At 59.1% G+C, this 12,242-nt stretch carries 14 protein-coding genes; 9 read left to right on the top strand and 5 right to left on the bottom strand.

From position 1 onward, the window contains the following. The 3 genes from AAC126_RS19265 to AAC126_RS19255 form a co-directional block, all read right to left on the bottom strand. A partial coding sequence (locus tag AAC126_RS19265) for an imelysin family protein (RefSeq protein WP_339856433.1) occupies positions 1-904 on the bottom strand: 904 nt, incomplete at its 3' end. Positions 905-1,080: 176 nt separating this feature from the next. Beyond that, complete coding sequence (locus AAC126_RS19260; RefSeq protein WP_339856430.1) at positions 1,081-1,383, bottom strand: hypothetical protein; 303 nt, start codon at positions 1,381-1,383, stop codon at positions 1,081-1,083. An 85-nt stretch (positions 1,384-1,468) separates the two neighbouring features. Then, positions 1,469-2,659 (bottom strand): pentapeptide repeat-containing protein, encoded by a 1,191-nt coding sequence (locus tag AAC126_RS19255; RefSeq protein ID WP_339856427.1) that lies wholly within the window; start codon positions 2,657-2,659, stop codon positions 1,469-1,471. Positions 2,660-2,881: 222 nt separating this feature from the next. On the opposite strand from AAC126_RS19255, the gene AAC126_RS19250 reads away from it, so the two are divergent. After that, entirely contained in the window at positions 2,882-3,997 is a 1,116-nt protein-coding gene (locus AAC126_RS19250) for a hypothetical protein (RefSeq protein ID WP_339856424.1), read from the top strand. An 18-nt stretch (positions 3,998-4,015) separates the two neighbouring features. Here the strand turns inward: AAC126_RS19250 and AAC126_RS19245 are convergent, their stop codons facing one another. Continuing rightward, on the bottom strand, positions 4,016-5,167 hold the full coding sequence (locus AAC126_RS19245) for a pentapeptide repeat-containing protein (RefSeq protein WP_339856422.1): 1,152 nt from the start codon (positions 5,165-5,167) through the stop codon (positions 4,016-4,018). A 265-nt stretch (positions 5,168-5,432) separates the two neighbouring features. On the opposite strand from AAC126_RS19245, the gene AAC126_RS19240 reads away from it, so the two are divergent. The 8 genes from AAC126_RS19240 to AAC126_RS19205 all read left to right on the top strand — a co-directional run bounded on the left by AAC126_RS19240 (position 5,433) and on the right by AAC126_RS19205 (position 11,438). After that, positions 5,433-5,897, top strand: a complete 465-nt coding sequence (locus AAC126_RS19240) for a TIGR01244 family sulfur transferase (RefSeq protein WP_339856420.1) — start codon at positions 5,433-5,435, stop codon at positions 5,895-5,897. 216 nt (positions 5,898-6,113) lie between these two features. Next, the gene (locus tag AAC126_RS19235) at positions 6,114-6,677 is read left to right on the top strand and encodes a PAS domain-containing protein (protein ID WP_339856416.1); all 564 of its coding nucleotides are present in this window, start codon (positions 6,114-6,116) and stop codon (positions 6,675-6,677) included. 75 nt (positions 6,678-6,752) lie between these two features. Then, a complete protein-coding gene (locus AAC126_RS19230) occupies positions 6,753-7,889 on the top strand; it encodes a TIGR03364 family FAD-dependent oxidoreductase (protein ID WP_339856413.1) in 1,137 nt (378 codons plus the stop codon). A gap of 17 nt (positions 7,890-7,906) precedes the next feature. Beyond that, the gene (gene phnX / locus AAC126_RS19225) at positions 7,907-8,722 is read left to right on the top strand and encodes a phosphonoacetaldehyde hydrolase (protein WP_339856412.1); all 816 of its coding nucleotides are present in this window, start codon (positions 7,907-7,909) and stop codon (positions 8,720-8,722) included. A 154-nt stretch (positions 8,723-8,876) separates the two neighbouring features. Continuing rightward, positions 8,877-9,482 (top strand): DUF2062 domain-containing protein, encoded by a 606-nt coding sequence (locus tag AAC126_RS19220; protein ID WP_339856410.1) that lies wholly within the window; start codon positions 8,877-8,879, stop codon positions 9,480-9,482. Positions 9,483-9,513: 31 nt separating this feature from the next. Beyond that, positions 9,514-10,458 carry an acetamidase/formamidase family protein gene (locus AAC126_RS19215; protein ID WP_339856407.1) on the top strand — a complete coding sequence of 315 codons (945 nt, stop codon included), beginning with the start codon at positions 9,514-9,516 and terminating at the stop codon, positions 10,456-10,458. 24 nt (positions 10,459-10,482) lie between these two features. Then, positions 10,483-10,947: a hypothetical protein gene (locus AAC126_RS19210; protein ID WP_339856406.1), complete on the top strand. Its 465-nt coding sequence runs from the start codon at positions 10,483-10,485 to the stop codon at positions 10,945-10,947. Positions 10,948-10,952: 5 nt separating this feature from the next. Further along, entirely contained in the window at positions 10,953-11,438 is a 486-nt protein-coding gene (locus AAC126_RS19205) for a gamma-glutamylcyclotransferase family protein (protein ID WP_339856403.1), read from the top strand. 25 nt (positions 11,439-11,463) lie between these two features. On the opposite strand, the gene AAC126_RS19200 is transcribed toward AAC126_RS19205, so the two are convergent. After that, the gene (locus AAC126_RS19200) at positions 11,464-12,051 is read right to left on the bottom strand and encodes a 3'-5' exonuclease (protein WP_339856400.1); all 588 of its coding nucleotides are present in this window, start codon (positions 12,049-12,051) and stop codon (positions 11,464-11,466) included. Positions 12,052-12,242 lie beyond the last annotated feature (191 nt).

Here is a 12,242-nt window from a genome sequence, read left to right as displayed (position 1 = left end):
GGGTGTTATCGCTGAAGCAGTCATGCTCTTCCTCGGGATCGTGCAGCATCAGGCCAAGCTTCATCCGCTCACCGGCGAGCTCGCCGTAGGAGAGGCTGCCCATGCCGGTCAGGATGGTGGCGATCCCGCGATCCGCGTCGCCCTCAACCAGACCGGTGCGCGCGGCACCGCCGTCAGCCCACTGGGCCGTCATCCATGCAAGCTCATCGACAAGCATGTCTGTCGTGGTGGAGAGATAGGCAGCGCGCCGGGCGCAGTTCCCGTGTGTGCAGTTTTCCGTGCTGAAATCCGTTGCCGGGCGGGCGCCGGCACCAGGGCCGGTACCGTTCAGATCCTGGCCCCAGAGCAGAAATTCGATGGCGTGATAGCCGGTCGCGACGTTGGATTCGATCTCGTCGATTTCGTGCAGGGACTGGACAAGGTCACGGTCGATGGTGCTCGCATCCAGTTCCTTGCCGGCGATAACCGGTTTCGGATTGGCGATCACATTGGCCGTGTAATAGGGATTTCCGTCCGATTCCGTGCCGTAGATGTCCGTCTGCACGTAGTCGATCAGGCCTTCGTCCAGCGGCCAGGCATTCACCTTGCCTTCCCAGTCGTCGACGATGGCATTGCCGAAGCGGTAGGCCTCTGTCTGCTGATAAGGCTCACGAGCCTCAATCCAGGCGCTGCGGGCCGCATCAAGTGTGGCGTCCGTCGGCTTGGTGACCAGTGCCGCGATCGCGCTCTGGAGTTTCTTGGCGCCTGCCAGGGAGTCCCCATAGGCGGCTGCCGCGATGTCCGAATAGGTTTTGATGATGTCTTTCTTCGCGCTCATGTCGTCTGCCTGAACAGGCGCGGCGGAAAGACCGCCTGCGATTGCAAAGGCCGCAATCGCCATTTTCGTCAGTGATTTCGTTCGCATATCTCGTTCTCCAAGGATCGTCCGCGAGATCTCCGTCTCGCTGGTTCCGACGTCGATGAAGGGACCTTATTGAAAGTCATTCTCAATTGCAACAGCAAATAAGTGACTAAATTGGTCTTCTTTAAAAATGATATAAATCAGTTATTTGGGGTGTTTTTGCTGGCCGTGTGCCGGAATTAGCGGGGAGGAAGGTCGTCTGAAATCGTTTCGAGAACCAGTGATGCATATACATCTGAATGTGCGACCAGTTCCGCCAGTTGCAGATCATTCAGATCCATCTTGATCCGGACACCGCCTTCACCCTGGGAAATGAAGTGTCCGTTGATGGTGATGCGAGTCCCCGCAAGGCGCACATAAACCGGGCCGTCAGCAATCGGCGGAAGCTCTCCGGTAAGGCGCATGCCGACCAATGAGATATCAGCGATTTTCGCCGGCCATGATTCGGAGAATTCCGGCGACAGCGACATTTCGGCCAGCAATGACGAATCCCTGCGTGAAAATTCACGCCGGTTGCCGGGCACGCTGGTCATGGGCTTGTTCGTGTTTGCTGCCATTTGCTCAGATCTAATCGAGAATGCCGGTGCAGTTCTCGACTTTCGCATGGTTCCAAATCGTTCCGAACTGTACCGAATCGGTAAAGTTCGCGCCACTGATCTTGGCCCGGGAGAAATCCGTGCCCTGCAATACCGCACCGTTGAAGAGCACGGGGATTGATTTGCCGGTGCGCTGTTGTTGTGCGTTGTAGATTTCAGCAACCTCAAGCCGGGCGCCGTGGAACTTTGCTTCAACCAGGCTGGCATTTGCGAAGATCGTCCCGCGCAATGTGGCGCCAACGAAGCTGGCCCGGCTCAGGTTGGCCCCGGAAAAATTCACCAGCATCAATTCGCACTGATTGAACTGCGTGCCCTCGAGCTGGGCATCGGCAAAAAGGGCGCCACGCAGATCGCAGCCGGTCAATACGAGGTCCTTCAGATCCATCCCGCCAAAATTGGCCCGCTCGCCTACTTCGCCGTCGGAGATAATCCACTGGCTGTGCTGCCGGATGATTTCCGCGATGTCGTCGGGCAGGTCGGCGCCGTTTTCCAGTGTGATGGCGCCGTCCAGGTTGGTGTTGTGGAGGGTCGCCTTGGACAGATCGACGTTGCGCAGATTTGCGCCGGAAAGATCACAATTGGTCAGGTTTGTTCCGGAGACGGACGCCCCGGCAAGCACGGCGCCGCGCAGTTTGGAGCCGGTAAGATCGGCGCCGTTCAGTATCGCTCCGGCCATATTTGTTGCATGCATGTTGTCATCGGCGAACATGGTGCCGATTGCCCGGGTGTTCTTCAGATTCGCATCCTGCAGATCCGCGCCTCTCAGATCGGCGTCATTCAGAGTGGCGCTGTCGAGGTTCGTGCTGACAGGACCGCCGCTGTTGTTGCGGGACCAGCGTACGATCTGACCGGGCCGGAGATCCGCATTCACCATTGAGGCGCCGGTCAGGTCCGCCATGACGAAATTGGCGCCGCGGACATCCGACTTGTTGAAGATCGTGCCTTGCAGGTTGGCCCAGGCAAAGTTCGATCCATACAGATCGGCCTCGCTGAAATCGCTGCGCACGCAGGAGCTTTCGGAGAATTCGGCGCAGGGCAGAACAGCTTGCGACAGGGAGATATAGTCGAAGCGGCAATGCGAAACGTCGAGATCGTCGTTTTTCAGACGCAACCCGCCAGGCCGCCCGGAGAGATAGGTATGGTGGGACTTGATCGCCGCCATAACCTCTTCAGGGACTGGTTTGAGTTCAGTGTTATCAAATGCCACGGTCATGACGCTTCAATACCCCGGTCGTTTCTGAGTTGTACCCAGAATGTCTTCTTATTTCGATGTTGGCCTTCACGTGATGAACCTCACGCGCGGGCTGTTTGAGCGCATGGGAGTTTCCGGCCGCCATGCGATATCCTAGTCTATGGGCAATTCCTTTACACAAGGTGAATCTCCATGCAGGACGGCATTCAAAGGCATCACGCTTCGGGGCGGCGCGACGATCTGCGCCTGTCACTGAACCGGTTGTTGTTCGAGCTGTCCCAGTTCGGCTCGAATGCCGTTGTTGGCTGGCGTCCGTCGGGTAAGGGGCTAGAACTCATTCTGTTGCCGAAAACCCGTTTGTTCGGGCTCAAGAACCCGATCAGCCAAGTATTTGAAGGTCCCCGTCATCTGAGTGATGGCGCATTCAAGCAGGTTGCGAAGTTCATCGGAGGCCAGCCGACCGAGATCAGGCTGGAATTTCCCATTGGCGGCGGGCCGAACGGGTTGTCCCACGAGGATGTCGAATCCGTGATGTCGAGATACTCGATCGGTTTCGCGCCATTTCGCACGGTTTTCCTGATCGACGTGGTCGGCTTCTCGAAGCACACCCCCGAAGAGCAGGCCAGCCATCTCTCCACGCTGAAATTCAGCCTGTCTCTGGCCGAGGCGACGCTCCAGCGTGCGGGATTGCCGATGGCGATGGGACGCTCGACCACCGGTGACGGGTATTACGTCTGGAATCTGGAGACCGGCCTGGACGAGGATGTCAGCCTGTTTGTCCTGATGGCGCTGTTCTCGCTTTACTACAAGAGCCTGCAGCGCGAGATGGCGGACAAGATGCCTTTGCCTGATCTCCGTATGGCCCTGAGTGGCGGCAGCCACTACGTGTTCTACGAGCCGAGCCCGAAATATGTTGCCCGGCATGAATATATCGTCGGGGACGTGACCATTAACGCGGCCCGCTTGATCGGCAAGGCGCGGGCGGACCAGATTTTGGTCGGGGATTGCTCAAACACCCTGGAAGGTCCGGAAGCCTGGACCGCGCAACGCTATGTCCTGGCGGCAAACAAGGTTCTCAGCGGCTTCAAGAAGCTGAAAGTTTTCGGCGATGAGGTCAAGGAGAGCCAGTTTTACTTAACCGGCCCGAAAGACGAAGAGCGGTTCCGTAATCAGAAGATCAAGATCATCGACAAGCATGGCTTCGAGCACATTTGCTACAATGCCAAGGTCAATACGCATATGAAGGATGGCAGCGCGGTCTTCTCGGGGCTGCAGCACAGCGAGCTTCGGGGGACGGCAAAGATCTGAGGCGCGGTGTCGGGTGCGCTACTTCACAATGCCATTCATATCGACGCCATCGAATTTCACCGCGTTCAGGTTCGCGGTGCTCATGTCCGTTTTCCGGATTTTCCCCGTCCGTTTCCCGTCTGCTCCAAAGATCGGCATGGCGCCGACATGGGCGTTCGACAGGTCGGCGCCGCTCATGAAGGCCCCTTTGAAGTTTGTGCCGAACATCAGTGCACCAGTCAGGCTGGCATTCATCAGGTTGCACTTTTCAAGATCCGCCAGCACCAGGTTGGCGAAGGACAGGTCCGCCTCGCTGAGGTCGCAGGAATAGAGTGAGACCCCGGTCAGGTTCTGCCGCCGCAATTTGAGCTTCCTGAGAGACATGGACTTGATGATCGCACGGCACCCGCGGGCACCGTTCGATTGCAGCCATTCGAAATGCTGCGCGAGAGCGGTGCGCAGTTCCGGGGGCAGGGACTTGAAGTCGCCGCTTGTGTCCAGATCGATGCTGAGCCTGACGTTGTTGATCTCGTCGAGCGCATCGGAATCGATTTCGGCTTTCGCCAGGGCCTCTTCGCTGACCATGCTGTTCGCGAAGCGGGCCCCTTTCAGGATCGTCCGCTCAAGTTTGGCATTGGTCAGCCGGGTGTCCGAAAGATCCGCATCTTCCAGATTGGCGCCCGTCAGGTCGACATTTGAGAGATCCGAGCCGAACAGCTCCGCCCCCTTCAGATTGGCTTCCCTGAGGCTGGCACCGCTGAGATCGACATTGGAGAATTTGGCGCGCTGTCCGCGGGCGAAATCCATCAGGCATTCGCTGAGGTCGCTCTGTTCCATGCCGAGGGATTCCTCGGGCGAGTCTCCCAGCACCAGTCCGCCGCGGAAGTCCGCGTCTTCCAGGTCCGCATGAGACAGATCGGCATTCTTCAGATTGACCCCGCGCAGGATCGTGCGCTTGAGTTTGGCCCGGCGCAGGTTCGCGCCCTGCAGCTTCGCGCCGAACATATCGGACTCACTGAAATCGGCGCCCTCGAGCTTGGCATTCTGCAGATGAGTGCCAACCAGGACGGCGCGGGCGAGTAAGGCATTCTGAAGGTTGATACCCTGCAAATTCAGGCGGGACAGGTCGCACTGTTTGCCCCCGGGCTTACGCTGGAGCCACTTCTTGTGTTCTGCCAGGAAGGTGCCCATGAATTTCTGGGCGTCCTCTTGCAGAAGATGCTGATCTAATGACCCTGAGGCCATAGAGTCCCCCTAAACCTGAATTATCCGATGCTGAGCAGACGCAAAGCAAACAGTATGGTTGCTTTGTAGAAGGTTTTATATACCAGATCGAGTTTCATATTGATCTAGCCTACCACGACTATTGGTGGGATTTTTCACTTGGCTGTCTTAAGTCGAGAAAAAACGGTGCGCATCGCTGCGCCAACCTCCGGTACTGTTTCCCGGAGTTTCAGTGAAAGCAGAAGGGCCGAACCCGATGGACTTTAAGAAGATCGACGAAAACTATGCCGCAAAAGGTCAGGTTTTCCCTCAGGAAATGAGTGAAATCGCGGATCTCGGGTTCAAGACGGTCATCAATAATCGCCCGGATGGCGAGGAGATGGGGCAACCGGTTGGTGACGACCTCAAGGCCGCCGCGGAAGCCGCAGGCCTCTCCTATGTCTCTATTCCGATAAGTTTGCCGACTTTGACCCCGGAACTGGTCGCGGAACACCATGCGGCGATGGAAGCAGCCGGCGGGCCGGTTTTTGCGTTTTGCCGCAGCGGAACCCGGTCGACCATCCTGTGGGCGCTTACCCAGGTGTGCTTTCACGGGAAATCCATTGCCGAGGTGACATCCGTGGCCGCGCGGGAAGGATATGATTTGTCCGGTGTGGAGCCGCTGCTGGAAGGATACAGGGACGTGCTTGGCAGATAAGCCGGGAGCATGGAGCCTGACGTATAAGGAATTCGTGCAAAGGTATGAATGAAGGCCATTATTTTATTCTGCCTTTGCAAGAATAAAGTTAAATTATACTTCTGCGCTCAATCCGATAAAAATTTTAGACAAAATAGAATTGAATGGTAAGTTGTTGCCTCGATCAACCTGTACTCTGGTGCAGGTTGATACGCTTCCTATTTGGGGTAAGAGGCGTTGCAATTAGAAACGGATGCGGTTCTGGGCAGTACGACGCTTAATGCGATGTATGCCTATTGGATCGGTATAAAAGGCGGGAATGAAATCCCGCTGCGGCGCGATCTTGATCCGACGGAAATTGGGCCGGTTTTGCTGCCGTACAGCCTTTTGGCCGACGTGGATACGCGTACGCAGTCGGTCCGGCACAGGGTCGTGGGCACAAATTTCACGGATTTTTTCGGGCGGGACATTACCGGGATGGAATTGTCCACCGTCCTCGAAGGCAATTATCTGGAATTCATTCGCGGTCTCTACATGCTTGCCTGCGAGCAGCGCGTTGCCGTGGTTTCGCACAGCAGGTTCCGGTGGGATCAGGGGCGCCTGGTGAAGGCCTCCCGGCTTATGATGCCGCTGTCCAAAGACGGATCGCGCTCCGACATGTGTTATACCTGTCAGGTCTTCGAAACGGGTGAAGGCCCGATGCCGCCGCAGGTTTTCATCGCTTCGGACGGCTCCCCCTCGCAGAGTGCCTGGGAAGATGTCTCCCAAAAATTTTCCCATTTAAGTGCCGACGTCATCTGAGGCCGCACTCGATTAGATAACTTCTTTGTCATACCGTTATGGTATCGGCAGGGGTGATCAATTCGGATGGATGATATGGGACATACCTTCGATCTTGCGATCGTCGGCGGGGGGATTTGCGGGCTGGCAAGTGCGCTCGCGGCCTCGAAGCGCGGCAAACGGGTCGTCGTCATCGACCGGGACGCGCAATCGAACGGGGCATCGATCCGTAATTTCGGCTTCGTGACCGTCACCGGGCAGAAACAGGGGGAGACCTGGGAGCGGGCGTACAAGTCAGCTTCCATCTGGCGCGATATTGCCCCCAAGGCCGGTATCCCGGTTCTGCATGATGGTTTGCTGGTGACGGCCCAGAGGCCGGAAGCGGTCGCCGTCCTCGAAGAATTCGCCGCCACCGACATGGGGCAGGGCTGCACGCTTCTGACCGCGGAAGAGACCAAAGAGAAGGCACCGATGCTGGGGCAGAAGACTGTGCTCGGCGGTTTGTGGAGTCCGCATGAAGCGCGGGTCGAGCCGCGTCAAGCTCTGCCGCGGCTGGCGCAGTATCTGGAAGCCAGTTGCGGTGTGGAATTCCGCTGGTCGACGGCCGTGACCGGCGTGTCACCGGAAATAGTCGAGACCACCTCCGGGACGATCCGGGCGGAGTCGGTCATTGTCTGCCCCGGCCCCGACATCGCGACGCTCTATCCGGAGCGCCTTGCATCCTACAATCTCCGGCTCTGCAAGCTGCAGATGCTGCGGGTTGCTCCGCAGCCGCCGGAATGGAAACTGCCGGGCGCGGTCATGTCGGATCTCAGTCTGGTGCGCTACGAAGGCTATACCGGCTGCGCGGCCTCCAAGGTGCTGCGCGCGCGGCTGGAGCGGGAGCAGCCGCAATGGCTGGCGCACGGCATCCACCTGATCGTGGTACAAGGTGCGGACGGCTCTCTCGTCGTCGGTGATTCCCACCATTATGCAGCAACCCCGGATCCTTTCGCGCCGGCGGTGGTGGAAGATCTGATCATGGAGGAAGCCGGCCGGATGCTGCAGCTCGAGAACCCCAGGGTGATCGAGCGCTGGACCGGTATCTACCCGTCCGCGCCGGACCGGACCGCTTTCATCGATACGCCGGAGGATGGGGTGCGGCTTCTGGTCGTCTCCAGCGGCACCGGCATGAGCACCGCCTTTGCCCTCGGTGAGGAGACCATTGCCTCGCTTTACGGGACTGCCGCCTAACCGAAAAGGAATTTCAGATGTCCACCGCCGAGAACCACGTCAAAGCCGTTATTTTCGACTGGGCCGGAACCATTGTCGATCACGGCAGCCGGGCGCCGATGGGCGTTTTCCAGCGAGCGTTCGCCGCGTTCGATGTCGAGATTTCCATCGATGAGGCAAGGGCTCCGATGGGCCTGCCGAAATGGGATCACATCAAGGCCGTCGGCACGCAGCCGCGCATTGCGGAGGCATGGCAACAGGCCCACGGGGCGGCGTTCTCCGACAGCGATGTTGACCGGATTTACGAGATTTTCGTGCCGATGAATGTCGATGTGGTTCCGGACTTCGCCGATATCATTCCGGGCGCGCTGGACACGATCGCGGCATTGCGCGGACGGGGCATGAAGATCGGCTCCACGACCGGGTATAACCGGGAGATCATGGAGCGGCTGGTGCCGATCGCGCGGGAGCGCGGCTATGCGCCGGACAACATGGTCTGCGCCGGCGATCTGTCGCACGGCCGTCCGTCGCCGCTGATGATGTATAAATGTTTCCTCGATCTCGATGTCTGGCCGGCCTCGGCCTGCATCAAGGTGGATGACACAGAGCCGGGCATCGCCGAAGGTAACGCGGCTGGCTGCTGGACCGTCGGGGTCACGGTTTCCGGCAATGCTTTCGGGTTGTCGCTGGAAGAAACCGAGGCGCTGGACGAAGAGGCCTTCGCGGAGAAGAAACGGCAGGCCGAAAAGACGTTGCGGAGCTGCAATCCGCATTATCTGATCGATAGCGTCGCGTCACTTCTCGACGTCGTGGACGATATCGAGACCCGTCTGGCGAAGGGCGAACGTCCCTAGAGAATCGGGTGCGGGGGCGTGTAATCGCGCTCCCGGTCACTAAATATAAAGAGATTCATGAAATCATCTCTCTGTGACGTGGCGGTGCCGCCTCTTGCTTGCTATGGCTGGTCCGTCACGCTGTTTGGCACCCTCATTCCGAATTGACCGACCAATGATCACTCCTCTCAACCGCCTTTTGCGTTACCGGCTCGTCATTCCGATCCTTCGCGGAACCGGATTGCCGGATTACACGGCGCGGGGAGTGGGCATTGGCGTCGCGGTTTCGCTGACGCCGCTGGTCGGTGTGCAAATGCCGATCGTGGCGGGCATCTGGTCTTTGCTCCGGCTGCTGCGCCCGTCCTGGACCTTCAATCTGGTCGTGGCTCTCGCCTGGACCTGGGCGACCAACGTTTTCACGGTTCCGATCGTCTATTACATCTTCCTGCAGACCGGGAACCTGATGCTCGGGCGCTGGGAAAACCTGACGGCGTTCGGGCATTTCTCGGACCGGCTGGACATGATCCTCAGTCAGGATGTGTCCGGAATCACGGCTGTCTGGGTCTATCTCATGGCGATGCTGGATGAATGGGGCCTGCCCCTGTTCGTCGGCTGCGTGCCATGGATGGTCGCCGGCGGCTGGATCGGGTATCGTTGGAGTCACATCTATATCGAGCGTTTCAAGACCGCGCGACGCGAACGACAGGCCCGGAAGGCCGAGCGTAAGCAGGCGGCGCTCAAGCTCAAGACCGGCCAGCAGGCCGCCGACAGTCATCACTGATTTCATCTCGTTTGATACGGAAGGAGCAGCTATGCGGGGGCATATGCTCAAAAGCAATCCGGAAACGGTTCATTGGGGTTTCTTCGATGCCAGCCTTGAGCCGGCCCTGACCGTTGCCTCGGGTGAGGAAGTCACCATCCAGTCGATCTCCGGCGACACGCCGGTGCTGCCCGGTGAGGGATACACGGTTCTGCCGGAACATCAGGCTGTCATCGATCAGGTGCGCCCGGGATTGCCGGGGCACATTCTGACCGGCCCGGTCTATGTCGAAGGCGCGAAGCCCGGCCATGTGCTGCAGGTCGATATTCTCGACGTGAAGGTGCGGCAGGACTGGGGTTTCAATTACAGCGCGCCGCTCAAGGGCGCGCTGCCGGACGATTTCGACGAGATCACGCTTTCCATCATTGCCATCGACACCGAACGTAATATCGGCCGCCTGCCATGGGGGCTGGAGTTGCCTCTGAATCCGTTTTTCGGCGTGATGGGTGTTGCGCCACCGCCGGTCTGGGGCCGGGTCAGCACCATTCAGCCGCGGGCCAATGGCGGCAATCCGGATAACAAGGAACTGGAGGCGGGCACGACGCTTTATCTGCCGGTCTTCGTCGAGGGCGCCCTGTTCTCTGCCGGTGACGGGCATGGCGCCCAGGGCGACGGGGAGGTCTGCGTGACGGCGATCGAGACGGCCCTTGAAGGCCGCTTCCGCCTGACCGTGCGGGATGACATGAGCCTGACCCTGCCGCGCGCCGAAACATCGGACCATTTCATCACCATGGCCTTCAATGAGGATCTGGACGAGGCTGGCCGGGATGCCCTGCGCCAGATGCTCGACCTGATCACGGCCCGCACGAACCGCAGCCGGGCCGAGGCCTATATGCTGTGCAGCCTTGCCGCGGATCTCCGTGTTACCCAGATGGTCAACGGAAACAAGGGCATTCATGTTATGCTGGCAAAACATCTGCTGGCGGATGCTGGCTGAATTGAACGGCGAACGGGTGGCAAAATGAAAAATTCCATTCGATTTGTGCGTACGGCATGCTTTCTGGCTGCGTTTGCAGCCGTCGGCACGATGCCGGCCACCTCGTCCATGGCGGAACGCATGTCGCCGGATCGCACGAATCCGCGCCACCTTTCGCGGGCACCGGAAAAGCCTAAATGGCGGATGAAGCAGGTCACGGTGCCGAAATCGACAATTTACGAAAATCCGAGCGAGCGCGGGTTGCTGTTCATGGACAGCAGGCCGCTCAGGCAGATATCGACGCTGGACAGACCGGCGACGGAAGCATGCCGGGATGGCCGGTTCCGTCGCTTTGGCGGCGGTTTCGTTCGGGTCGGGGGGGAGGTCTATCGCGCGGCCAGGTCCCGTGATATCCGGCGGCCCCGGCGCATGGAAGTCCAGGCGGGGATCTATGTGTTCAAGCACGAGGGATCGAGCCGCTGTACCGTTTATCTTTCTGAGAACCGCTAACGCACATGCCAATACTGCCCTATTTTTTCTTCGGAACCCTGATGGATCCGGACGTGCTCTCCCTTGTTCTGGGACGTGATCCGGGACCGCTCTCGACTGTGGCGACCCTTTCCGGCTTTGCCCGTGTCCGGGTTGAAGGCGAGCCTTATCCAGCCCTGGTCGAAGCCTCCGGCGGGCAGGTCGAAGGCCTTCTTCTGCGCGACTATGTGCCGGAGGACGATCAGCGCATCCGGTTCTTCGAGGATTTCGATTTTGCCATCGAGCAATGTTCCGTCGAGACCGCCTTGGGTCCGGCGACGGCTCTTTATTGCGGAGCGGTGCGGAATATCGCGCCGATGGATATCACCTGGTCCTATGAGGACTGGGTCCGCGAGGAGAAAGAGCGTTTTCTGAAGGTGGCTGGAATATATATGGCCGGCTTCGGCGTGCTTGATCCGGTAGCGGCTGACCGGCTCTGGCTTGATACGGTGCGGGAGGTCTACGGGAGCTGAGCCTGTGGGGCGTCAAAAGGTCCCGTCAGTCGAAATGCTCACGCGGCAGGGCGCCGAGACCGAACCGTTCCCGCCAGGCCAGAAACAGGCGGGCGGTATCGATGGCATCGCCAAGCGCCCGGTGCGCTGTCCCGGCCCGCTCCAGCTTCATTACTTTCAGCGCTTCATCAAGCGAGATCCGGCGTCCGCCAGCCAGGACATATTCCTGTATCTGACAGAGATCGAGATAGCGGTGCGAGGCGGGATCCACGGCGCCCTTCGCCTGAACCTCGGCCGCGAACAGGGCATCGTCACTGCCCCAGCCGACCCAGAGTTTGGATGTTGAGCCGTAGGTCTTGCGCAATTGCTGGCAGGCCGTCTCGAACGAAATGCCGTCGGCCGCGACCATCTCATCCGTGATACCGGTGAAATCCGTGCAGAACGGCGATATGCGGGAGGCGGTTGGTCTGGTCAGCATGGAGATCGTGCGGCTGATCTCGTCCCGCTTCAGGTCGATCTCGGCGACACCGATTTCGATGATCTCCGGACGCTCGCCTTCGGGCGGCAGTCCGTCCCAGCAGGTCAGTTCGAGATCGACGACCAGCACCCGGTCATGGCGCAGGTTTTTATGCATTGCAGCGGCTATCCGGCTCGGTTGGCGCGGGAAATCGGGCTGAAATGCAAAGCCCCACCGCGCATAAGCGTCGAGTGGGGCATAGCATGATTTTATGTCTGTTGCATAAGACAGACTATCGAGCGTCTAGCTCTCAAAAAACTTGGTATGTCTGCGGACTTGAAGCGTCAGCTGCCGCTTGTTGCCGTCGC

It is taken from the genome of uncultured Nisaea sp., assembly GCF_963974195.1.
In the GTDB taxonomy this organism is placed as follows: Bacteria; Pseudomonadota; Alphaproteobacteria; order Thalassobaculales; family Thalassobaculaceae; genus Nisaea.
Note: the sequence above shows the minus strand (reverse complement) of the source record. Positions and strands in the feature narration are given on the sequence as shown.